This is a genomic window from Massilia sp. Masssp94 (assembly GCF_059491305.1).
Genome location: NZ_CP168501.1, coordinates 339862 through 363970 on the forward strand (window position 1 = coordinate 339862; position 24109 = coordinate 363970).

Consider the following 24109-nt stretch of genomic DNA (forward strand, 5'->3'; position numbering starts at 1 on the left):
GATCACTCGGCGAAGTGCTCGGCAACCAGCGTGCGCAGCCAGCGGTTGCCCTCGTCCTGGTTGTAGCGCCGGTGCCAGAACATATTCGTTTGCAGCGCCGGCAGCTCGAGCGGCGATGTCACGGCCTCCAGCTGGAACGGCGCCGCGGCCCGCTCGGCCAGCTTTTGCGGCACGGTCGCGACGAGGTCCGTCGTGCTCACGATGTACGGTACGGCCGCGAAGTGCGGCACGCTGAAGCTGGCCGCCAGGTCGATCCCGGCCCGCGCCAGCGCCTCGTTGATGGCGTCGTACGGGCTTTCCATCGACGTCACGACGAGGTGACGCACTCCGCCCAGGCGCTTCATGCCGAGCGTCTCTCCCGCCAGCGGATGGCCGCGCCGGAACAGGTGCACGTACGCCTGACGGAACAGGCGGCGTTGATACAGCACGGCCGGGGCGTCGGCGAACGCGCCGATGGCGAGATCGACGCGGCCCGCCTCCATCTCCGTACGCAGGTCGACGAGGCCGGCCCGCACCGACGCGATGTCGACTTGCGGCGCCAACTGCGCACAGACCTCGACCAGCCGCGGCATGAAATACATCTCGCCGACGTCCGTCATCGCGATCGTGAAGCGGCGCCGGCTCGTGGCCGGATCGAACGCCTGCTCCGGACGCAGCGCCTGCTCCATCAGGCCCAGCGCGGCCGCCACCTGCTCGGACATGCGCTCCGCGTACGGCGTCGGCTGCATCCCCTCGGTCGTGCGCACGAACAGCTCGTCGCCGACGCTGCGGCGCAACCGCGCCAGCGCATTGCTGACGGCCGACTGCGTCACTTTCAGCCGGCGCGCCGCGCCGGAAATCTGGCGCTCGCGGAACACTTCATGAAAGACCACCAGCAGGTTCAGATCCAGTTCGCGCAGCTCCATCCGGGCACCCCATTTACATTGGAAATAGTCATAATTTTTCCATTTATATCGTAAAATCCACGCGACTGCACTACATTGTCCCTGTACGCAACGTCCAGCACAGGAGACAACGTGAGCCTTACCCAAGACCACGCCGGCTACCAGTCCGGCTTCGGCAACGAATTCGCCACCGAGGCACTGCCGGGCGCCCTGCCCGCCCACCAGAATTCCCCGCAGCGCGCGCCGTACGGCCTGTATGCCGAGCAGCTGTCCGGCACCGCGTTCACCGCGCCGCGCGCCGCCAACAGGCGCAGCTGGCTGTACCGCATCCGCCCGTCAGCGATGCACCAGCCATTCAAACAGATCGACAACGGCCGCATCGCCGGCGGCTTCGACGACGTCGCCGCCCCGCCGAACCAGCTGCGCTGGGATCCTCTGCCGATGCCGCAGGTGCCCACCGACTTCATCGGCGGCTGGGTGACGATGGCCGGCAACGGGTCGCCGGCCGCGCAAAGCGGCTGCGCGATCCACCTGTACGCCGCGAACCGCGACATGGGCCACCGCTACTTCTACAGCGCCGATGGCGAACTGCTGATCGTGCCGCAACAGGGCCGCCTGCACGTCGCGACCGAGATGGGCGTGATCGACATCGAGCCGCAGGAAATCGCCGTGATCCCGCGCGGCGTGCGCTTCCAGGTCAGCCTGCCCGATGGCGAGGCGCGCGGCTACATCTGCGAAAACTTCGGCGCCTTCCTGCGCCTGCCGGACATGGGCCCGATCGGCTCGAACGGTCTCGCCAATCCGCGCGACTTCCTGACGCCGCGCGCCGCGTATGAAGATCGCGAAGGCGATTTCGAGCTGGTCGCGAAATTCGGCGGCAATCTATGGCTTGCTTCGATCGGCCACTCGCCGCTGGACGTCGTCGCCTGGCACGGCAACTACGCGCCGTACAAGTACGACCTGCGTCACTTCAATACCATCGGCTCGATCAGCTACGATCACCCGGACCCGTCGATCTTCCTCGTGCTGCAGGCGCCGTCCGACACCCCCGGCGTCGACACCCTGGACTTCGTGATCTTCCCGCCCCGCTGGCTGGCGGCGGAGGACACGTTCCGCCCCCCCTGGTTCCACCGCAACGTCGCCAGCGAATTCATGGGCCTGATCCACGGCCAGTACGACGCCAAGTCCTCCGGCTTCCGTCCCGGCGGCGCCAGCCTGCACAACTGCATGAGCGGCCACGGTCCGGACGAACCCACGTTCACGAAAGCAAGCGACATCGACACGCGCTCCCCGCAGAAAGTCGACGACACGATGGCCTTCATGTTCGAGACGCGCGACGTCATCCGTCCGACCGCGTACGCCCTGTCCTCGCCGCAGATCCAGCCGGATTACTTCCAGTGCTGGCAAGGCTTCAAGAAGCTCTTCAATCCGAATAAGGCGTAATCATGCAACTCAACGAAACCCACGATCCGTCGCTCGCCAGCTGGGTCGATTCGGCCAACACGCCGGACACCGATTTCCCGATCCAGAACCTGCCGTTCTGCGTGTTCCGTCCGCGCGGCAGCGCCCAGGCCTTCCGTGGCGGCGTCGCAATCGGCGACCGGATCGTCGACCTGGCCGCGCTGGGCGACGCGCTCGACGATGCGGGCAAGGAAGCGCGCGCCGCCGCCGTATTGGCTGCGCGGGACAGCCTGAACGACTTGATGGCGGCCGGCCCGCAGGCGTGGTCCGCGCTGCGCCTCGCGCTGTCGCGCCTCCTGCGCAGTGGCGCCAGGCCGCGCCCGGAACTGCTGGTGGCGCAAGCGGACGCGGAATACGCGGTGCCGGCCCGCATCGGCGACTACACCGACTTTTATACGTCGATCCACCACGCGACCGCGGTCGGCCGCCTGTTCCGTCCCGATAACCCGCTGCTGCCGAACTACAAATGGGTGCCGATCGGCTACCACGGCCGCGCATCGACCATCGGTGTCTCGGGCCAGACCTTCACACGTCCGCGCGGCCAGACGCGCGGTCCCACGGATGCGGAACCGAGCTTCGGCCCGTGCAAGCGTCTCGATTACGAGCTGGAAGTCGGCATCTTCGTCGGCCCCGGCAACGACCAGGGCGCTCCCATTCCAGCGGACCAGGCCGAGTCACACGTGTTCGGCCTGTGCCTGCTGAACGACTGGTCGGCACGCGACGTGCAGGCCTGGGAATACCAGCCGCTGGGGCCCTTCCTGTCGAAGAATTTCGCGACGACGATCTCGCCGTGGATCGTCACGCTGGAAGCGCTGGCACCCTACCGCGCCGCGTGGCAGCGCGACGCCGCCGATCCGCAGCCGCTGCCCTATCTCGACTACGCCGACCTGCGCGCGCGCGGCGGCCTCGATATCGAACTCGAAGTGCTGCTGGAGACCGAGACCATGCGCCGCAATGGCGAGGCCCCGGCACGCCTGTCGCAGTCGAACTTCCGTCACTCGTACTGGACCGTCGCCCAGCTGATGGCGCACCACACCGTCAACGGCTGCGCGCTGAACCCGGGCGACCTGCTCGGCTCCGGCACGCAGTCCGGTCCGGAAGCCGCGGAAGCGGGCTCGCTGCTGGAGCTGACCGTCGGCGGCAAGCAGGCGCTCCTGCTACCGAACGGCGAGAAGCGCGTGTTCATCGACGATGGCGACCGCATCGTGCTGCGCGGCTGGGCCGCCGCCCCCGGCCGTCCGCGCATCGGCTTCGGCGAAGCGTCGGGCACCGTGCTGCCGGCGAGGTGACGCATGAAACTGCATACCTACTTTCGCAGCTCGGCGGCCTATCGCGTGCGCATCGCGCTGAACCTCAAGGGCATCGCGGCCGAGATGGCGCCCGTGCACCTGGTGAAAGACGGCGGCGAGCAGTTCAGCGCCGCCTATGACGCCCTCAATCCATCGCATCTGGTGCCGCTTCTGGAAGACGACGGCATGCTGCTGACGCAGTCGCTCGCGATCATCGAATACCTCGACGAAACGCATCCCCAGCCGCCGCTGCTGCCGCCGGATTCGCGCGGCCGCGCACGCGTGCGGGCGCTCGCGCAGGCCATCGCGTGTGACATCCACCCGATCAACAACCTGCGCGTGCTGACATACCTGAGCGACGAGCTGGGCGTGTCGGCCGAACAGAAAGGCGCATGGTACCGCCACTGGGTCGCGCTGGGCCTGCAGGCGCTGGAGACGCAGCTGGCGCGCGATCCGGGGACGGGCCGCTTCTGCCACGGCGACACGCCCACGATCGCCGACTGTTGCCTGGTGCCGCAGCTGTACAACGCGCGCCGCTTCGAATGCGATCTGGCGCCCTACCCGACCGTGGTCGCGATCGCGGAACGGTGCGAGGAACTGGCCGCGTTTGCCGCTGCGCGGCCGGAGCGGCAGGCGGACGCGCAGTAGGCTCGCCGTTACCAGTGTGCTCCGTTCAGCCCGTGATCGGGCCGGACGGCGTCGCGGCCGCATCGTTGCATGGTGTCAGGGCCGGTCACAAATACTCGACGTTGCCATCGACACTGATCGACTGCCCCGTGATGTTCGCCGCGGCCGGTGAAGCGAGGAACAGCGCCATCGCCGCAACGTCCTGCGCCGTCACCATGCGGCGTAACGAGATCTTCTTCAAATACTCGTTTCGCATCTCGTCGACGGTGACGCCAAGTGCCTGTGCCCGCGCCGCGATCACGCCGTCCATGCGGGGGCCTTCGACGACACCGGGCAGGATGGTATTGACGCGGATTCCCACCGGCCCCAGCTCCATCGCGAGCGATTTCATCAACCCCATGATGGCCCATTTCGTCGAGGCATACGGAGTACGATAGGGGTAGCCGAGCCTGCCGGCCACCGACGAGATGGCGATGATGCTTGCGTTATCGGAGGATTGCTTGAGTGCCGGGACGGCGTGCTTCAAGAAATAGAATTGGCTGTTCAAGTTGGTGTCGATCGTTCTTTCCCAATCTCCGGTGGCGATGTCTTCGACCGCCGCGGTAGGGCCGGCGATGCCGGCATTGTTGATCAGGACATCGATGCCGCCAAGCCTCGCAAGCGCTTGCGCGATGACGTGCTCGACCTCGTCCGCCTTGGCGACATTGGCCAAGCCGGTGAAACAGCCGGGATGTCGCGCCTGTATCGACCGCAGCGCCACGGGGTCGACGTCACACACAAAAACGGCGGCCCCCGCTTCCAGGAATGCTTCGGCAACGGCAGCGCCGATGCCGGCAGCCGCGCCCGAGATGAATACCCGCAGTCCCGCTTGAGGTTTCAAGAGTTGAAAAGTCTTCATGGCTGTATGGTTGTTTTAAGAACGCCTGGACCGCCAGGCCGCATGAAACGACTAGATGACGAGTCCGCCGGAGACCTCGATCACGGCACCGTTGATATAACTGGCGTCGTCGGACGCCAGGAAGGCGTACAGATTGGCGACTTCTTCCGGCCGGCCCAGGCGCCGCAGAGGAACCTGGCTGCGCATCTTGTCCAGGACCTCGTCGGGCACCGTGGCGATCATCGGCGTCTCCACAAAACCTGGAGCGATCGCATTGACACGGATGCCCTTGGGGCCCAGCTCTCGGCTCCACGTCTTCGTGAAGCCGATGACGCCGAACTTTGCCGCTGAATAATTGGTTTGACCAAAGTTGCCGTAGATGCCAACGATGGAGCTCGCGTTGAGAATCACGCCCTTCCCTATGGCAGCCATGCAGTCCGCCACTGCCTGCGACAAGAAAAAGACGGCCCGCAGGTTGACGTCGATGACGTCGTCGAATTGTTGCTCGGTCATCTTTTGCAGGCGCGCGTCGCGGGTAATGCCGGCATTGTTGACCAAGGTATCGATCCGTCCGTATTTCTTGCATATGAATCGGACGAGCGTTTCGATGTCGTCGCGCGAGGTGACATCCACCGCGTAGCCTTCCGCCGTACCGCCACCGGCGCGACATTCCGCAGCCACGGCGGCAACGCCCGCCGCATCCAGGTCGCACGCGATAACAGTCGCGCCTTCCCGTGCGAATTTCAGGGCAGTCGCCTTGCCGATACCCTGGGCCGCGCCGGTGATGATGGCGACGTTGTCAAATAGTTTCATCGTATTCCTCGGTTTTCAATCATTGGCAGGTCGCCGAACGGCGACGCTCCCGCTTTCAATGGCTCAAGCACGAGCCTCCAATCCGACCGCCACGCCGGACTCCCTGGCGAACGCGATGGCCAACAGCGGCACCAGCAGCAGCCCCAGGATGGCGGCGACCAGGATCACCAGGAAGCCCGATTCACTGCGTCCCGTCGCCGACTCCGCCATACCGAACAGATAGGGGCCGACGAAACCGCCCAGCAAGCCGACCGTGTTGATGAAGGCCAGTCCGGCCGCGGCCTGGATTCCGCTGAGACGCTTCATCGCGATGCTCCAATAGGACGGGAGGACGCCGCCGGCAAAGAAGGCGGTCACGGCGAGCAGCAGCACCTTGCCCACCAGGCTGGCAGTCAGGATGAAGGCGGCTGCGCCAAGGACCAGTCCGAAACTCAACGCGCCCAGATAGCGCGAATCGCTGGCGACGCGGCGATGAATGCGCGGCAGTACCAGTACGCCGAGCAGGAAGCCCAGGCCGACGCTCGCGGACAACAACCCGACCACCAGGGGAGAATCGATCTTCATCTGGCTGATCATTGCCGGGGCAAAGAAGTACAAGCCGACGAAGGCGACCTGGTTCAGGAAGTAGATCAGGCCGATGAGGATCGTCGTGGGACGCTTGATCGCCGCCACCCAGTCGCTGGAGAAATACTCGGCATGCTGCGGCACGTCGGCCTGCGCCTGGTTCTCCAACGCGGCCGCTTCATCCCTGTTCAGCCAGGCAGCTTCACTTGGGCGATCCGGCATCTTGAAATACAGCACCATGCCCAACAGGATGCTCGGGATGCCTTCGACCAGGAACATCCACTGCCAGCCATGCAGGCCGCCATGGCCATCCAGCTGCAGCAACGCACCACCGATCGGATTTCCCAGGAGAAGTGCCAGCGCCGGCGCGGTGTAGATCCACCCGATGGCGACCGGCCTGTCAGCCGTCCCGAACCACAGCGTCACCATGTACATCAACGCGGGGAACAGGCCGGCCTCCGCGATACCCAGCAAGACACGCATGATGTAGAACGACCGCTCGCCGGCGACGAACATCATGCCGACGGACAGGATGCCCCACGATACGGCGATCCGCGCAATCCAGCGGCGCGGGCCGATACGATGCGCCAGGAGGTTGCTCGGCACCTCCAGCAGGGCGTAGCCGAGGAAGAAGATGCCGGCGCCCAGGCCGTAGGTAGCTGCACTGATACCGACGTCGGCTGCCAGGTGCACTTTCGCGAGTGCGACATTGGTGCGGTCCAGAAAGGACATGAAATAGATCGCGCACATGAGCGGAATCAGTTTCAGGAACGCCTTCCTCGTGGCTCGTCGGTGCAATTCGTTGGAAAGGCTTGGAATCTGGTTCATGATGTCTCCTTGGATAGGCGTTGTTTTATTCTGCGCGGTCCGAGCAGGCTCAGGAATACAGGCCGGCATTACCCTTCAGGCCCAACATCTCCCGCGCCTCGTCGGGCGTGGCGATCTCGAAGGACAGTTCCTCGAGAATCCGCTTGATCTTGCTGACCTGCTGGGCGTTGTTCTCGGCCTTGGTGCCCTTGCTCAGGTAGACGCTATCCTCCAACCCCACCCGCACGTTTCCGCCCATGATCGCCGCCATCGTTACCAGCGCCATCTGGTGGCGCCCCGCTCCCAATACGGAGAAGTGATAATTCTCCCGGCCAAAGAGCCGGTCCGCCGTGTTGCGCATGATCGTCATGTTTTCCGGATCGGGACCGAGTCCCCCCAGGATGCCGAAGGCGGCCTGGATGAAGAACGGCGCCTTCACCAGTCCCTGTTCCACGAAATAGGCAAGGTTGTAGAGATGGCCGACGTCATAGCACTCGAATTCGAAGCGCGTGCCATGCTGGCCCAGCTCCTGCAGGATACGTTTGATGTCGTCGAAACTGTTCTTGAAGATCGTGCCTTCCATGCCCCGCACGAAGTCCCGCTCCCAGTCGTAGCGCCAGGAGGTGATTTTCGAGGCAATCGGATGGATGGAGAAATTCATTGTGCCCATGTTCAAAGAGCACATTTCCGGCTTGGCGAGACGCGGGTAAGCCAGGCGCTCATCCAGCGTCATGCGAGTACTGCCCCCGGTGGTGATGTTGATCACCGCATTCGTGCGCCGTGCGATTTCCGGCACAAACTGTTCGAACACAGCGGGTGCGGGCGTCGGACGACCGTCCTGCGGATCACGGGCATGCAGGTGAATGATTGCCGCGCCCGCCAACGCGGCATCAATGGCGCTGTCGCGAATTTCCTCAGGGGTAATCGGCAGATATTCCGACATGGACGGAACGTGCGTGGCACCGGTGATGGCGCAGGAGATGATGACTTTTCTTGTCGGCTTGCTCATGAATATGTTCCTGCCATGTGGATGGCGTTCTCGATGCCGGCAGCACATACGTCTCCCTCCCGGGGAACGAATGGGATGTACGCGGCGTGTCTCTGGTTTCTAATAAAGAAGCCCGCCTGCGCGGAGCTCCCGGGTTATGGACCAACGATAGTGAGTCGGATTACGTCAAGTTGCCTTGCTCAACGACTTCAGCGCTTTCTTCAAAAACCGACGGCACGGCATGCCACAGTTCCGATCTGATCTTTTCCAGCGGCGGGAGCGGTGATGGCCTGGGCGACCACGGAATAACGCGACCATATGTAATCGTTTGCCACTGCCGCCAGCAGCAACGGCGCCGCGGCCAACAACCATCCGCAGGCCGGAATGCTCCCGTCCACCTCCTGCTCCGACTGTTGCCAATCCCTGATGTCCACGTCGCTGATCATGCTGGTTCACCTCTTGCCGTGTAGCGGCTGTCTCCGGTTGCTGATAATGCTAGTGTCCTCAAAACGCTCCTGGAAAACTATGTATGACCGCACACATTCAATGGGTTCAAAGTGTGCGGTTATGACATTGCTGGTCCGGAACGCGTTGCGAGAAAAGTTATGCAGGCAATGATCGGGTGGTGCGCGCACGCGCCATTGGCGCCATAGCGGACCGGTGCCCCGGCGCAGTTGCCGCGGCCATGCGGAACACGCTCACCACCGCGGCCAGCTTCGCGGCCTGTTCCTGCATCGCTTCGGACGCTGCCGCCGCTTCCTCGACGAGCGACGCATTCTGCTGGGTCACCTGGTCCATCTGGGCGATGGCCTGGTTGATTTGCTCGATGCCCTGGCCCTGCTCCTGCGCCGCGCCGCTGATCGCGCCGATCATCGTGCTGACCTTGTTCACGCTTGCGACGATCTCCTGCATCGTCGCGCCCGCTTCCTCGACCAGCTTCGCGCCGTCGTTCACGCGTGCGACGGAATCGCCGATCAGGGCCTTGATTTCCCGGGCGGCCGTGGCGGAACGCTGGGCCAGGTTGCGCACTTCGCTCGCCACCACGGCAAAGCCACGGCCCTGCTCGCCCGCCCGGGCCGCCTCGACGGCTGCATTCAGCGCGAGGATATTCGTCTGGAACGCGATGCCGTCGATGACGTCGATGATGTCGACGATCTTGCTCGACGATTCGTTGATCGACGTCATCGAGTCGACGGCGCGCGCGACCACGGCGCCACCCCTTCCCGCCGCCTCGGCGGCGGAATCGGCGAGCCGGCTCGCTTCGCGCGCGTTGTCGGCGCTGTTCTTCACGGTCGACGTCAGTTCTTCCATCGAGGCCGCCGTCTCTTCCAGCGAGCTGGCCTGCTCTTCCGTACGGCTCGACAGGTCGAGGTTGCCGCTGGCGATCTCGCGCGATGCCGTCGCGATCAGGTCCGTGCCCGAGCGCACGTCGGCGACGATGCCGGCCAGGGCGTCGCGCATGCGCTTCATCGCGGCCATCAGGCTCGCCTCGTCGCCAACGCGCACGGGTACCTCCATGCCGAGGTCGCCGGACGCGATGCGCTGCGCCACCGTGACGGCGCTCTCCGGATCGCCGCCGATCGAGCGTTCGACGCTGCGCACGACGAACCAGACGATCGCCGTCAGCAGCGCGCCGATCACGGCCACCCAGGCAGCCGCGCTGGCCAGCTGGGCGTCGAACGCACGGTCGAGGTCGTCGACGTAAAGGCCGGTCAAGAAGTACCAGCCCCACGGTGGATACGCCTGGACGTACGTCAGCTTGGGCTCCGGTTTCTGCGAGCCTGGCTTGACCCACACATATCTGATGAAACCGGCGCCGCTTGCCTTCGCAGCGGCGATGCCGTCCACGTACGGCCTGCGCCCTTCCGGATCGACGTTCTGTCCGACCGGCGTCCCATTCAGTTCCGGCTTGATGGGGTGCATCAGCACGATATTGTCGTTGTAGCTGACGATGTAGCCGGTGGCGCCGAAGCGCAGCGCGCGGATCCGGGCCAGCGCCTCCTTTTTCGCGTCGTCAAGGGATAGCGTGCCCGCGGCGGCGAGGGCCGCGTACTCCTTGGCGATGGACGCGGCGATCTCGCCGGCGTTGGACAACTGGATCTTGCGTTCCTCGAGGCGTAACGTCCGGCTCTGCAAGATATTCACGCTGAACACGGCCAGCAGGCAGATCCAGCTGAGGAATAGAGGAACGAAGAGTTTTTGGCGAAATGTAATTTTCATGATAGTGACCCGTCATTTTGGTGCATCGCCGGCCGACGTAGCGTGGGCGTGCAAACGTCCTCGATCACCCGCTTGCAGATCGTTGAGGTATTTCGGTTGCACCGAACGTATTCGTCAAATTGACTCGATGATTTCCGCAGCTGTGCGAAACCCATCTGCAGCAATCGGGACGCCGCAATAGATGGCTGCATGCAGCAGGACTTCCCGTATTTCCTCTGCCGTGGCGCCGTTATTGAGGGCGCCACGCACATGACCTTTCAGTTCATGTGTGCGCCCGAGCGCAGTCAGCATTGCAATCGTGACCAGGCTTCGCGTCTTCCTATCGAGCTCGGTGCGGCACCACACGGTTCCCCAGGCATTCCGGGTAATGAATTCCTGCAGCGGCATCGTGAAGTCGGTTGCATTGGAGAGCGCGTCGTCCACGAATGACTTGCCCATGACTTCCTCGCGCACCTGCAAGCCATTGTCATACTGTTGATCCATGAGGTTGCCTTACCCGGACGAGTTACCCGAAGGATGCTCAGCCTGGTCTCCAGTTACCTATTGATGGGAATACAGCGTCGTGCCTTTTGCAAAGCCCTTGGCATGGAAAATCCACGACCCCTCGCCACCTTTTCCGTCGTTGGTAAGGATTAACATGTCATTCGTTCCAGGCACGAATCCGATGCTGGTCGACCTCATGTTGTGGCCCGTTTCCCGCTTGGGCAGGAGGATCTGTCCGATGGCGATACCGTTCGGATTGAACACAAGGACGCGTCCTTGCGAATACATCGCGACGTAGATATTGCCGTCACTGTCCGAACGCATCGAGTCGGGCGCAAAACCGCTGAAATAGTAAGGTACCGCCGTGCCGAATGGAGCGATCGTCGTAGCTCCGCTCAACTCGACCTTATGGAGGCGCCCCGCACTCAGTTCGGTGGCCCAGAGGACGCTTCCGTCGGGGCTCAGGCAAACGCCATTTGCAATCGCCATGTGGCTCAGTATGGGCGTGATCGTCTTGAAATCCGGCGAGACGTAATGCACGCCGCCGACCGGATTGTCCGAACTGCCCCGGAAGTCGGTGAAATAAAAGCCGCCGTTCTTATCGAACACCAAGTCGTCCGGCAGGTAGCCTGCGCTCGCGGGAACGATGGTTGTCAGGCCGGAGCCGTCCGGATTCAACCAGAAAATACTCCCGGTATCCACGAAGTTGCCGAGGCCCGAGACAAAGATCCTCCCATCCTTGTGAATGGCAATGCCGGCTGAGCCAAGGGAATTCGGTGGCAGCACGGTGCTGAGAACCTTGTCGGGCGTAAGGCGAAAAATCGTACCGCCAAACACGTCGACAAAAAGGAGGTTGCCTTTCCGGTCAAACGACGCGCCTTCCAGTTGCAGACCCTTGTCCGATACCTTGAAGTATGGGGTGGCCGTGATGGTATGCAGCCCGCGCTCGTTCTGCGGAATCGGGAAAGGACCTCGGATATCCGGAGTATAAGCAAGCCCGCGATCCGGGGTCTTCGTGCTGGCGACGCTGTCAAGCGCCACCAGGGCTCCCAACGACCCGACAAGCCTGGTCAGACAGGCGCGACGACCCGACGACGCCGGCGTAAGTAATTCGTTTTTGCTTCGATTTCCCTGGTCCATGTATTGTCTCCTTCAGGTGGGTGAGTCTCACTCTTGGTTTTCCCGTGGACGGAAGCCACGATGTGTTGGCAGTCCGTGCACAGACAGTATGTGAGGCGAGCGGAGACAGAACAATGTGTGGATGAGCCATAAATACGCGATTTTTATGGCATAGAGTTACTTTTCAGGTGAGGCGCCACAGCCGCAACGCAACGTGGATTTCAAGCGCGCGATTAGGATTGCCCCAGTAGCCGAGCATCTCCTCGATACTGCTCAAGCGCTGTCGAACGGTATTCACATGGATGTCCATGCGCATCGCCGTCGTCCTGGCGTTCTGGTTGCTGTCCATGTAGCACAGCAGCGTCTCGGCCAGTTGCGTATTGCGCTTTTCGTCGTAGGCAACCAGCGGGCCGATCGTCGCCTGGAGAAAGGCCTTCAAACTGGCCTCGTCGTGGGTTTCGAAAATCACGGAGTACAGCGCCATCTCGTTTTGATCGACGATCTGGTTCTTCACGCCCAGCCGTCGCAGCACCGCCAGTCCGCGCCGCATCACCGTGCAGGACGCCGGGATTTCCGCCGGCGACAGGATGGGCCTCGAGAGAATGCCGCTGAAGCTGTCGACGAATTCACGTTTGGCGACGGCTGTGAATTCGGTCAAGATGTGCTGCACTTTGGTTGTCGATACAATCATCGCCAGCGTGCCATCGATCTCATCCAATACGAGTTCGGAAAGCGCCGAGCCGGCGCGCAAACGCCGCGCCAGCGAGTCCGGTCGCAAGCCTTCCGTTTCCACGAGTATCAACGACACGGGTTGCGACAAGTCGAGCCCGAACCGCTTCGCCAGCTCCGAGGTCGAGGCCATGTCATCGCGGTGACCGCCTGACGTCAGCGAACGCACCAGCGTCGACACATCGCGGCTTTTGCCGGCTTCCATGCGTTCCTGCGACAGCAGCACGATCCCGATAATGCTCGAACTGCGTTCGAAGGTGCGCACCGGTATCTCGCCGAGGTCTTCCTTGCGAAACAGGAGCACGGCACCGAGCAGGTCATTGCCGCCGATAACGGCGATCGCGCGGCACAATTCGCCATCGCCTTGATACGCAACGACGGAACGGCCGCCTTGCCGGCTGTTCCGTATGGCATTCGTGATGTCCGCACTGATGGCGCCGTGCGGCGTGTACGTGCTCGCCAGCTTGCCGCTATAACCGGGCGCGGCGGCATGGCTGATGACCTGGAATGCCTCATTCAGCACGACGACGCCGCCATTGAGTAGCTGGGCGATCGTTTCGGACAGCGTGTCCAGCGAAGCGCCTTTCGCCAGCGACGACGTCAATTGCTCGTGCGCTTCGGCGGCATTCTGGATCTCACGCACATGGTGCTCGAGCTCGGCGCGTGCCTGGTCCGCGCGCTGGAATGCTTCGTTGGCCTGCTTGAACGCCCGCGCATTGTTGATTGCCACCGCCGCGTGCGTGGCGAGCGTGCTGAGGATGGCAATGTTCAGGGCTGTGTAGGTGCGGTTGTAGCGGTCGGCGATAAACAGCAGGCCGAGGACTTTTTCATCGAACAGGAGTGGCACGCCGGCCAGCCCCGCGATCCCCTCGTCGCGAAAGGTGTCGTCGATCACCGGATCGTGCGGGAAGCGCTTGTCGAGCAAATAGTTGGGCGTATAAAAAGGCAGACGCGTCGACATCACCACGCTGGCAATGCCCAGCCGCCGGCTGACTTTCATTGTCGTCGTATTGAACGAGATCGCGCCGTCCGACGCCAATACCTGGAACTCGTCCTTGTCGGCGTCGTACACGGTCAGCCAGGCGACATGCGAACCGAGCAGGTTCCTCGCGCGAGTGACGATGGCGCCGAGCAGGCTTCCCACGTCGAGGCGGCTGGTCAGGTCCTTGGCCGATTCGAACATCGCCAGCATGCCTTGCTCGCTCAACTGGTGCAGGTCGAGCCGGTTCTTCACCGCCAATGCCATCCGGGCAACCTCAATCGATCCGGCATTCCCTTCGTCTTCCTTGCCCAAGGCCTCCGCGCGCGCGAGGTGTGCCGAGAATTCCTCGATCGGCGCATTGCGGTGCAGCAACGTGATCAGTTCGGTAGCGAGGTCCGGGGACATTTTCATATGCAAGAGAAACCCTATGGAAGCGTAATCCAAATGGTGCACGCCAACCGCCGGCACCGTTGTCGCGTGGACTTTAGTTTATCCCACTGCAGCCAGCCATGTCATAACCGCACACTTCCAACGTGTTGAATATGTGCAGTCGTACATAGTTTTTCAAAGCTTATTTGGGGACACTAGCATCCAACAAGCACGCGGCAGTCGTACAGGAGACATCATGGAAAACCAGCGAAAACCCAAATGGTCCAGGGATGACATGGCCAGGGCAATTCGCCGTAATGAATTCATCCCTTTCTTCCAGCCCAAGATCGACCTTGCTACCGGCACTGCGTCCTGCGTGGAGATCCTGGCGCGATGGATCCATCCTGACCTGGGCATTCTGCCACCCAGACAATTCATCAGCCTGATTGAACAGGCCGGCTTGATCGACGAATTTACCGATAGCGTCTTTCGGCAATCGCTGCTCGGTGCCCGCGACAACAAGCTCATGGATGGGGTGGGAATGGCCATGAACTTTTCATCGGCCACCCTGGAAAATCCCCGTTTCGCAAGCCGCATATGTTCGATGGTCAACGAGCACGGCATACCGTTTGATCAAATCACCATTGAAGTTACCGAGACCACCTTTCCGGAAAATTTTTCCTCAGTCCTGGCGTCGCTCAGCATCTTGCGCGACAGAGGCTTTCGCATTTCAATCGACGATTTCGGCACCGGCTACTCCTCGCTGAAATTGCTGAGCAAGCTGCCTTTTACCGAGTTGAAGATCGATCGCATCTTCATCGCAGGGATTTCCGAAGACAGAAAACTGACCGGAATTCTGGAGGCCATTGTGCAGTTAGCCAGAAAAATGCACTTGCGCACTGTCGCCGAAGGGATCGAAACGAAGGCACAGCTGGATTTCATTCAGAGCCTCGGTTGTAACGTCGGCCAGGGATTTTATTTTAGCGCCGCAATGAGAAATATCGATGCTGCCATGAGAAACGTCGAGCGCCGGAAAGTTCGCAACGAGGCACTGCTGATCGCAGCCTGAAGGCCTTTTTTGTTGCCGGCCCATTAATCCCGATTACACGCTGCTTATTTTGCCAGGCACCTCGGGTGCCTGATTGCACCCTCATTTTCTTTCGGAGGCATGCGCGTTCAATCGTCGTGGAAATCGCGAATCCACAAAGTCACGTTGAAGATAATTAGACCAACATATTTTGGAGACAATAATGAAAAAACAATTCATGGGGATGGCCTTGTTCGGTTTGTGTGTTGCGCCCGCATTTGCGGAATCGTCGACGACGTTTTTCGGCGCAGTCGATGTCGGGATTCGCCACATTCAATATTCCGGGAGCGGCTCGGCCACTTCGGTGAGTACGTTCGGCAACTCGCCATCACTGTTCGGCGTCCGCGGCACGGAAGACCTGGGCGGGGGCATGAACGCCATCTTCCTCCTCGAAAGTGCATTTACACCGGACACCGGGCAATCCGCGACCGGTGCATTTGGCGTGCCATTCTTTAACCGTAGTGCCTGGGTCGGACTGAACGGCAACTTTGGCGAAGTGCATCTCGGTCGCGACTGGTCGCCGAACTACGTGAACATGTACTCGTTCGACCCGACTTACAACCTTGGCGTGGGCAATGTTTCGCACTATTCCAATCTGCTCAACCAGGGGCTGGTGCCGAACTACTACTGGACTACGAATGCGATCACCTATTCGACGCCGGGTGGACTTGGAGGCATGTATGGATCCTTCCAGGTGTCCGCAGGCGAAGGCGGAAATGGTTGCAACGGCAACACGGTGTGCGGCACCACGATCCGCCGCTCCGTCAGCGGCCGGCTGGGGTATGCGGGAGGTCCGTTCGAGATCGCAGGCGCGCTCGCGCAAACCGATATCACGTCGAATACCCGCGCTACTTCGTCAACAGGAAAGTGGACCCAGGCGAATGCAGGCGTGAGCTATGACTTCAAGGCCGCGAAGATCATGTTATGGGCTAATACGGACAAATTTGTCAATCTGCGCGAATCGCGGGCAAGTATTGCTGCGGTAATTCCGGTCCAGAACGACCATGCCTGGATTTCCGCTGTGGCATCGCGTTCCGACAATGCCGCAAACTCTGCAGGCGTGTACGGAGCACATGGTTTTGCGGCAGGTTATGTACACAACCTTTCCAAACGCACGGCGCTGTACGCGGCAATCGCACGATTGAGCAACCACGGACAAGGGCGATTGAATATCGAAGATATCGGATCTTTTTCGTCAAATACCGTCGCGGGTGGAAGAAGCACGGGCGGGGAAATCGGCATCCGTCATAACTTTTGATTGAGCTTGGCTGCCTGGTCAAAATGCTGGACCGAGGCGAGGATATCGCCTCCAATCAATTTGCCAGGGCGCTTCCAACCTCAAACACTTCATAACATTACTTCCGGCAGGCTAACAGTCACCCCGGATCAAAACGCCTACATCTATCTACGATTGATATCCATGCAATTCAATATGTGTATTTATCCGGGGTCATCCCCTGTGAGGGAGTAGAAATTCGCGTACACATCGCGACGACGAGTGTTGCATGTTAGCGCACAACATTTTTTGATATCACCAAGTCTTCCGCGTCCTTACAGAGCGTAGAACATAGGAATTCAAATATTGTATTGACTGAATCAAAATTAGAATTGGCATTTTGTTAAAGCGAAAAGATACCGTTATATGGCGCCGGCGCGAACCCGCTCTATTCCGCCGGAACAAAAAATATTCAATAAACGGAGATAAGCTTGAAAAACCATAGAACACCATGCCAACCCCGCAGCCGCGTCGGATCCAACGTTTTTACGCTCACGCTGCTGGCAGCGCTCATTTCGAACGCCTACGCACAATCCGCGTCCGAATCGGATAAAACCGCCGGAAAGGAGAATGTCGAGAAAGTCACCGTGACCGGTTATCGCAGTTCGCTGGCCCTGTCTGCGAACGAAAAGCGCGAGAATATCGGCTTGAGCGATACCGTGTTTTCGGAAGACATGGGCAAATTTCCCGATCCGAACATCGCAGACGCGTTGTCGCGCGTACCCGGTGTGACGGTCACCCGGGCGTCGATCGATGGCGAGGGCATGAACGTCTCGATCCGCGGCATGGGCCCGGCATTTACCCGGGTGCTGCTGAACGGTGCGCCGATGGCGTCCGCATCGGCGGGCAGCTGGGGCGGCAATATCAGCGCCAACCGGGAAGTCGACATGGACTTTCTTCCGTCCGAACTGTTCCGCAGCGCGACGGTGTACAAGAGCCAGCAAGCCAGCGTCATCGAGGGCGGCATCGCGGGAACCGTGGACATGCGCAGCGTCCGGCCATTCGATAAAGCCGGCTTCCGGTCGGCCTTTACGCTCAGCGGCAATTACCGCGACAGGGACAAGAAGCCGGGTACGACGGGTTCGGCCCTGATCAGCAATACCTGGAACACCAGCAGGTTCGGCAAGTTCGGGATTCTGGGCGGCGTCGCCTGGGGCATGACCAAGTACCGTACCGACGCATTCGACACGGTCGACATGCGGAACCTCCAGTTGAAATCGTTCCAGGCCAACGCCGCGGACAACCCGAACAGCACGGGGGGCGGGTCGCAATCGACACCGGACAAGGTACCGGCGGGCCTGCCTTTGAACCTGTTGCCGGACTACGCCCGTTCGGTCCTCGTGCCCGGCGCGACAATCGACCGGGCGATGTTATTGGCGCTCAACCCGGGTGCCACCATCCAGCAGATCGACAATGGACTGATGGGCCGCCTGGGCCGGCATCAGGTGTTCGAAGGCCAACGCCGCCGCGCAGGCGAAGTGATCAGCGTGCAATGGCAGCCGAACGAGGACTGGAACCTCTACTTCGACACGGTGTTCGCGCAAAAGCGGAATGAGATGGAATGGCAGGCAATGAACGTGGGCACACGTGCCAATACGCCGATCCCCATCGGCATGGAATTCGATCGCAGCGATTGCACGATCGGTTGCGTCATTACGAAAGCGACCCTGGCCAACACGTTCTGGGGACTGGAATACCGCCCGGATATCGACAAGACCAAGTTCCGCAGCCTTAACCCCGGCTTCGAGTGGCGGCCGAGCGACAAGTGGACGATCGACGGCGCATTCAACTACACGCTCAGCAAGTTCTCCCGCGACATGCCGCAGGTTAAGGTCGCGACGATGGCGGCGCCGTCGGTCATCACCTACGACAACACGACGCCCGGCCAACCGCCGACGTTCACCGGCAACCTGAACCCCAACGATCCAAGCAACTTCGGCTGGTACCAGGCGGGCCAAGGCATGTCGGGCCTGGTCATGGATTTGTACGAACGCAGCAATTCGACGCGCGGCACGCGCCTGAACGTCAAATGGGGCGACGACGACTTCAGTATCAAGGTCGGCGGCACCTACGACGATATCGAACGGCGTTACCGCAGCTATACGGTCGCCGATGCCTGGGCCAACGTTACTTGCGGCAACAACCTCAACTATACGTTCTTCGGTCCGAACACCCAGATCCAGTCCCCCGGTTGCGACGGACGGTACGCCCCGGGGCCGATGACGAATGCCGCCACCGCCTATCCGGGCTACGGTACGGGTTCTTCAGCCGGCCAGACCACGCCGCTGGCGTACCTCGGCTCCCTCGTCCCGAATAGTGCACTGGCAAATTACCTGCAGCCGACGGACCATGGTTTCATTACCCTAGACTGGAACAAGTTCGCCAAAGACACCAATTACCAATATTTCCGCGACAACATTTACAAAGGTTTCTTTAGCGGCAGTGGCGGCTACATCCGTGAAGCCGTGGGTGGCGCCTATGTCGAAACGAATGGCCGGCTGAACGTGTATGGCCGGACCCTGCGCTTCAACGCCGGCGTCCGCTATGCCCGTACGCGGCAGACGATCGGCGACCTCGCGGCCACTGCGGATCCTCGCAACGCGACGCTGCAAAACGGCGGCCTCTATCCTTCCGTTGGAACCTGGTCGTACGAAACCGTGACTTACCACAACCTGCTGCCGTCGGCGACGCTCGCCTATAACATCACGCCGAAGATGATTGCCCGGATTGCCGCGTCGAAATCGATGACGCGGGCGAATCCCGCCGACCTGCGCCAGACCAGGCTCTCCATCGGCGACCAGGGTGCGCGCCAGGGCAGCATCACCAATCCGGATCTCAAACCGTTCCAGGCCAATAACCTGGACCTGGGTCTGGAATACTATATGTCGCGCGACTCCTATCTGGCCTTGGGCGCGTTTGCCAAGGACATCGTCGACCGTCCCGGTACGCATATCGTGCAGTACACGCTCGCCCAGCTGAACCAGATCTATGGCACGGTCGGCCTGACGGCAGCGCAACAGCAATCCGTCGATGCGAGCGGTGGCCCGGACAAGCACCTGGTCGAGATCACCGAGCCCTACAACATCGCGACGAAGCTGAAGATTCGCGGTGTCGAACTCACCTGGCAGCAAGCACTGGATATGTTGCCGGTGAAGGGCTTCGGCTTTACCGGTAACTTTACCTACACCAGGCAGAAAGACGAGACCCCGAATGCGCCGCCCGTCTCCGGCGTGCCGCCACGCACCAACAACCTGACCCTGTATTACGAGCGCAACGGTGTGAACCTGCGCGTGACGCGCCAGTATCAGGCATCCACGGTCGTCAACGTCAACACCGGCCTGACCGTGGCCGGGGGCGCCTACGCATACAGTACCGGGCGCCAGCAGGTGGACTTGTCAGCAGGCATGAATCTGAAAAAGGTCTTCGGTTTCGGTTACAACACGGACCTGACGTTGAGTGTATGGAACGTGAACAACGCGATCAGCCAGACCTACACGCAATTCAACGGCGCCGTGTTCAACCAAAATATCCCTGGCCGCAGTTATACGTTGTCACTGCGTAGTACCTTCTAACACTTTTTGCCGCCCCGCAGTCGCGGGGCGGCGTCCGACTGTCTCCGCACGATGTCAAGGCTCATACTGGATCGCTCTACACTCGGAGCCCGTCCCTCGCGTACGGCCCGCACTTGCCGAAGAAGCGCATGTATCGCCAGACCCGCCATGTCGGCAACTGGATATTTCAGCGTCGTCAGTTCGGGCCAGTTCGATGTTGCAATCGTGGTGTTACCGAAACCCGTAACAGTCAGATCGCCGGGGACAGTCAAGCCGAGACGAAACGCGACCGCGATTGCCGCAGCTGCCATGTCGTCGCTGCTTGCGAAAATCGCCGTTGGACGTTTCGATAAACCGAGCAATCGTTGTGCCGCATCCAGGCCTGATCGATAAGTGAAGTCGCCGCACACGACAAGATGCTCGGAGCCGTCTACCCCATGTTCGTTGACGGCGCGACGATATCCTTCCAGGCGACGGATGCCGACCATATTATCCCTGGGTCCGGATATGAAGCCGATTCGATGATGGCCGAGACGAATCAAGTGGCTTGCCATTTTGTATGCCGCCTCGCGATCGTCGCCATAAACGGCGCTGACATGCTCGTCGCTGAATGCGGACCCAACCACTACGGAAGGCATGTCCGGCTCGCAGAAAGCTCTTGTTACCATTTCGTCCGAATAGGGTGATGGCAAAAAGATCACCCCGTCGACCCGTATGTCCCTGGCGACGACCAGATTCACATTATTGGCGACAGATTGATTAAAGAGATTCAGCAGGAATTCGCTCAGAAAACGGGAATCCTGGTTGTGAACGACACCGATCCGGACAGTTCTGGAACCGGCCAGAATGCGCGCCTGATCATTCGGCGCGTAGTGCAGTGCCTCGAGCGCAGCGGCGACCTTGCGCCGGGTACGCTCGGTGACTGCCGACTCTCCGTTCATGGTTCTCCATACGCTCATGACGGAGACGCCGGCGAATCTCGCGACGTCGGCAAGCGTTGGAATTTCGCCGTGATCAAAACTTCGGCGCGTATCGTCGATCCGAGATTTTTTCATGGTTCGAACCCAGGGAGGTTTCGTGCGGATCTGCGCGCTACCACAAGCAACAACATGTCAAAAAAATGCCCTGTCTGCCTTTCGGTGAACAGGGCATTAATACCCGATTCCGGGCGAGAGGAGACGAGAAACTGAGGTACGAAACCATATTACAGCAACGCACCGAATAACCCGATTCAAATCGTATTCCTGCCGATACAACGAATGAATTGAGTGAAATCCGGTATTGGACCGTTCAATGGACAGGCCGGGAGCGGCGAAGTACCCGGTAGAAAAATCAGCACAAAAAATACCATTATTGTATTTCACCATACAATAAATGCATGGATTAGTATTGATAACTGCACTACCCTAAGTATGATCGGACCAAACGGCATCCACCCCGAACCCGATCTGTTTTTTCAATACGCCAACCGGTACGCTGTGCTCGCGTACGGCAGGTCTTTCCTGGAGGAACCAAAATAAACAATCTTGATAATCTTCACGTCGGCTGACTCATGATTTAAGGAATAAATCGATGTTTGAATTAAGTCAGCTCCGTTGTTTCGTTGCCGTGGCCGAGGAATTACATTTCAGTCGCGCCGCGGAAAGGTTGAATATGACTCAACCTCCCCTCAGTCGCCAAATCAGGCTTTTGGAACACCACGTTGGCGCGCAACTTCTCGAACGAAATAGCAGAGTAGTACGTCTTACCGCCGCCGGGAAAGCGTTTTTACCCGAGGCAACGCAGATTTTACGCTTCGCGGAGCAGGCCTCTTTAAAAGCGCGTCGTGTCGCAAAAGGAGAGCAAGGGGCGCTGACGATCGGTTTCACGTCCGCTTCCGGATATAGCCTGCTTCCGGAAGTCGTCCGTCGCTTACGCGATTGCCGTCCCGGTATTGCACTTTCGCTTAAAGAGCTGGTCAGCACCAGCCAGGTCGAGGCCCTGAATGCCAGACAACTGGACATTGGCCTGATGCGCCCTCACCTTTTGAATAACGAGCTGGAAAGCAAGGTCCTTCTCAGCGAACCGCTCATGCTCGCCGTGCCTGCCGAATCCGTTGATCAGTGGCCAACAGAACCGACGCTCGATTGCCTTCACGGAAAGCCGTTCGTCATGTATTCACCACAGGAAGCCAGACCCTTTTATCACATGCTGAACGCGCGTTTTCAAAGCGCAGGCGTGATTCCGGACATCGTCGAGCATGTCGGCCAGGTCCACACGATGCTGGCGCTCGTGCGCGCCGGACTCGGCGCCGCACTGATCGCCGAAAGCGCGACGAGCCTGCAATTCAATAACGTTGCTTTTCTTCCGATACAAACGGAGCCTGTCGAGACGATTGGCGCCTGGCGGCGGGACAACGACAATCCCGCGCTTGGTCTTTTCCTGGAAGAAGTCTTGCCGTCGTTTGGCTCGAACGAATAGCCGAGGCCAACATTCAATTAGTGGATCAATCGAGTCATTGATTGATTTGGACAGAATAAGCTAGAAGTATAAGATCGTTTCAGCTTGTCAACGCCATCGATCACTTCCAGCTTACTCATGAATAGTGCCGTCAAGAATGCTCCCGTCGTAACCGATCTGCGCGTCGTACCTGTTGCCGGCCAGGACAGTATGCTGCTGAACCTGAGCGGCGCCCATGGCCCCTGGTTCACACGCAACGTTATTATCCTGACCGACAGCAGCGGCAATACGGGCCTCGGGGAGGTACCTGGCGGCGAGAGCATTCGCCGCACGATCGACGATGCGCGAGCGCTCGTCGTCGGCAAATCGCTTGGCGAGTACAACAGCGTGCTGGGCGCCATGCGGACGGCGTTTGCGGACCGCGACGCCGGCGGCCGGGGCACGCAGACCTATGATCTGCGTACGGCCATCCACGCGGTAACCGGCGTCGAATCGGCGTTATTGGACTTGCTGGGCCAGTTTCTGGGCGTTCCCGTAGCGGCCCTGCTGGGAGACGGCATTCAACGCGACGCCGTCGACATGCTCGGCTACCTGTTTTATATCGGCGACCGTGACCGGACAACGCTGGGTTACCGCGCTGAGCCCGCTGGCGAGGATGCCTGGCTGCGGCTTCGTAACCAGCCGGCCCTGACCCCCGACGCAGTCGTGAAGCTTGCGGAGGCGGCCCATGCCCGCTATGGCTTCAATGATTTCAAGCTCAAGGGCGGTGTGTTTTCCGCCAACGAAGAGATGGATGCCGCGATCGCCTTGCATGAGCGGTTTCCCGATGCCCGCGTCACGCTCGATCCAAACGGGGCATGGTCGCTGAGCGAGGCGATCCGGGTCTGCCGCGACCGGGGCAACGTGCTCGCGTATGCCGAGGATCCCTGTGGCGCCGAGAACGGCTTTTCGGGTCGTGAAGTCATGGCGGAGTTCCGGCGCGCGACGGGTCTGCCGACCGCCACCAACATGATCGCGACCGATTTCCGCCAGATGGCACATTCGATCCAGCTGCAGTCCGTCGATATCCCGCTGGCGGATCCCCATTTCTGGACGATGCAGGGATCCGTTCGTGTCGCGCAGCTGTGCGAGATGTTCGGCCTGACCTGGGGATCGCACTCGAACAATCATTTCGATATTTCGCTCGCCATGTTCACCCATGTGGGAGCGGCTGCGCCTGGCCGTGTCACCGCGATCGACACGCACTGGATCTGGCAGGACGGCCAACGCCTGACGAAGGAACCCCTGAAGATCGAGGGAGGCGCGGTACGGCTGCCGCAAAAACCGGGGCTCGGCATCGACATCGATATGGTCGAGCTTGAAAAAGCCCATCAGGATTACAAGAACCTGGGGACGGGCGTCCGCGACGACGCGGCCGCAATGCAATTCCTGATCCCCGGCTGGAAATTCGATAACAAGCGCCCCTGCATGTTGCGTTGATTCCAGCAAGCGCCGGCGCAATGCATTGAACCCTCGAGGCCTTTTCCGCATGTCGCGAATCGAAC

19 protein-coding genes are annotated in these 24109 nt (G+C 60.6%); 8 read left to right on the forward strand and 11 right to left on the reverse strand.

From position 1 onward, the window contains the following. Positions 1-2: 2 nt before the first annotated feature. Positions 3-905 (reverse strand): LysR family transcriptional regulator, encoded by a 903-nt coding sequence (locus tag ACEN9G_RS01390; RefSeq protein ID WP_413337163.1) that lies wholly within the window; start codon positions 903-905, stop codon positions 3-5. 111 nt (positions 906-1016) lie between these two features. Between ACEN9G_RS01390 and hmgA the strand changes: the two genes are divergently transcribed. The 3 genes from hmgA to maiA are packed head-to-tail and all read left to right on the forward strand — an operon-like array spanning position 1017 to position 4282. Then, positions 1017-2327 (forward strand): homogentisate 1,2-dioxygenase, encoded by a 1311-nt coding sequence (gene hmgA / locus ACEN9G_RS01395; RefSeq protein WP_413337164.1) that lies wholly within the window; start codon positions 1017-1019, stop codon positions 2325-2327. 2 nt (positions 2328-2329) lie between these two features. Continuing rightward, positions 2330-3634: a fumarylacetoacetase gene (fahA, locus tag ACEN9G_RS01400; RefSeq protein WP_413337165.1), complete on the forward strand. Its 1305-nt coding sequence runs from the start codon at positions 2330-2332 to the stop codon at positions 3632-3634. A gap of 3 nt (positions 3635-3637) precedes the next feature. After that, positions 3638-4282, forward strand: a complete 645-nt coding sequence (maiA, locus tag ACEN9G_RS01405) for a maleylacetoacetate isomerase (RefSeq protein ID WP_413337166.1) — start codon at positions 3638-3640, stop codon at positions 4280-4282. 85 nt (positions 4283-4367) lie between these two features. Here maiA and ACEN9G_RS01410 read toward each other — a convergent pair whose 3' ends face one another. The 9 genes from ACEN9G_RS01410 to ACEN9G_RS01450 all read right to left on the reverse strand — a co-directional run bounded on the left by ACEN9G_RS01410 (position 4368) and on the right by ACEN9G_RS01450 (position 14248). Next, complete coding sequence (locus tag ACEN9G_RS01410; RefSeq protein ID WP_413337167.1) at positions 4368-5159, reverse strand: SDR family oxidoreductase; 792 nt, start codon at positions 5157-5159, stop codon at positions 4368-4370. A 51-nt stretch (positions 5160-5210) separates the two neighbouring features. Further along, positions 5211-5951: a 3-oxoacyl-ACP reductase FabG gene (fabG, locus tag ACEN9G_RS01415; RefSeq protein ID WP_413337168.1), complete on the reverse strand. Its 741-nt coding sequence runs from the start codon at positions 5949-5951 to the stop codon at positions 5211-5213. Positions 5952-6014: 63 nt separating this feature from the next. Continuing rightward, on the reverse strand, positions 6015-7343 hold the full coding sequence (locus ACEN9G_RS01420) for an MFS transporter (protein ID WP_413337169.1): 1329 nt from the start codon (positions 7341-7343) through the stop codon (positions 6015-6017). A gap of 49 nt (positions 7344-7392) precedes the next feature. Beyond that, positions 7393-8331, reverse strand: coding sequence for a 3,5-dioxohexanoate:acetyl-CoA acetone transferase (gene kce / locus ACEN9G_RS01425; protein WP_413337170.1), 939 nt, complete (start codon positions 8329-8331; stop codon positions 7393-7395). Positions 8332-8531: 200 nt separating this feature from the next. Continuing rightward, positions 8532-8756, reverse strand: coding sequence for a hypothetical protein (locus ACEN9G_RS01430; protein WP_413337171.1), 225 nt, complete (start codon positions 8754-8756; stop codon positions 8532-8534). Between the two features lie 157 nt (positions 8757-8913). Then, positions 8914-10533, reverse strand: coding sequence for a methyl-accepting chemotaxis protein (locus ACEN9G_RS01435; RefSeq protein ID WP_413337183.1), 1620 nt, complete (start codon positions 10531-10533; stop codon positions 8914-8916). Between the two features lie 111 nt (positions 10534-10644). Further along, on the reverse strand, positions 10645-11013 hold the full coding sequence (pcaC, locus tag ACEN9G_RS01440; RefSeq protein ID WP_413337172.1) for a 4-carboxymuconolactone decarboxylase: 369 nt from the start codon (positions 11011-11013) through the stop codon (positions 10645-10647). A 57-nt stretch (positions 11014-11070) separates the two neighbouring features. Beyond that, positions 11071-12153 carry an SMP-30/gluconolactonase/LRE family protein gene (locus tag ACEN9G_RS01445; RefSeq protein ID WP_413337173.1) on the reverse strand — a complete coding sequence of 361 codons (1083 nt, stop codon included), beginning with the start codon at positions 12151-12153 and terminating at the stop codon, positions 11071-11073. A 163-nt stretch (positions 12154-12316) separates the two neighbouring features. Then, on the reverse strand, positions 12317-14248 hold the full coding sequence (locus ACEN9G_RS01450; RefSeq protein ID WP_413337174.1) for a helix-turn-helix domain-containing protein: 1932 nt from the start codon (positions 14246-14248) through the stop codon (positions 12317-12319). A 220-nt stretch (positions 14249-14468) separates the two neighbouring features. Between ACEN9G_RS01450 and ACEN9G_RS01455 the strand changes: the two genes are divergently transcribed. The 3 genes from ACEN9G_RS01455 to ACEN9G_RS01465 all read left to right on the forward strand — a co-directional run bounded on the left by ACEN9G_RS01455 (position 14469) and on the right by ACEN9G_RS01465 (position 20147). Next, a complete protein-coding gene (locus ACEN9G_RS01455; protein ID WP_413337175.1) occupies positions 14469-15281 on the forward strand; it encodes an EAL domain-containing protein in 813 nt (270 codons plus the stop codon). Between the two features lie 181 nt (positions 15282-15462). Next, a complete protein-coding gene (locus tag ACEN9G_RS01460) occupies positions 15463-16557 on the forward strand; it encodes a porin (protein ID WP_413337176.1) in 1095 nt (364 codons plus the stop codon). A 449-nt stretch (positions 16558-17006) separates the two neighbouring features. Continuing rightward, entirely contained in the window at positions 17007-20147 is a 3141-nt protein-coding gene (locus ACEN9G_RS01465; protein WP_413337177.1) for a TonB-dependent receptor, read from the forward strand. Here the strand turns inward: ACEN9G_RS01465 and ACEN9G_RS01470 are convergent. Next, entirely contained in the window at positions 20144-21181 is a 1038-nt protein-coding gene (locus tag ACEN9G_RS01470; RefSeq protein ID WP_413337178.1) for a LacI family DNA-binding transcriptional regulator, read from the reverse strand. The two genes, ACEN9G_RS01465 and ACEN9G_RS01470, sit on opposite strands and share 4 nt — an antisense overlap. A 517-nt stretch (positions 21182-21698) precedes the next feature. Between ACEN9G_RS01470 and ACEN9G_RS01475 the strand changes: the two genes are divergently transcribed. Continuing rightward, a complete protein-coding gene (locus ACEN9G_RS01475) occupies positions 21699-22586 on the forward strand; it encodes a LysR family transcriptional regulator (RefSeq protein WP_413337179.1) in 888 nt (295 codons plus the stop codon). Positions 22587-22703: 117 nt separating this feature from the next. Then, positions 22704-24044, forward strand: coding sequence for an enolase C-terminal domain-like protein (locus tag ACEN9G_RS01480; RefSeq protein WP_413337180.1), 1341 nt, complete (start codon positions 22704-22706; stop codon positions 24042-24044). Positions 24045-24109 lie beyond the last annotated feature (65 nt).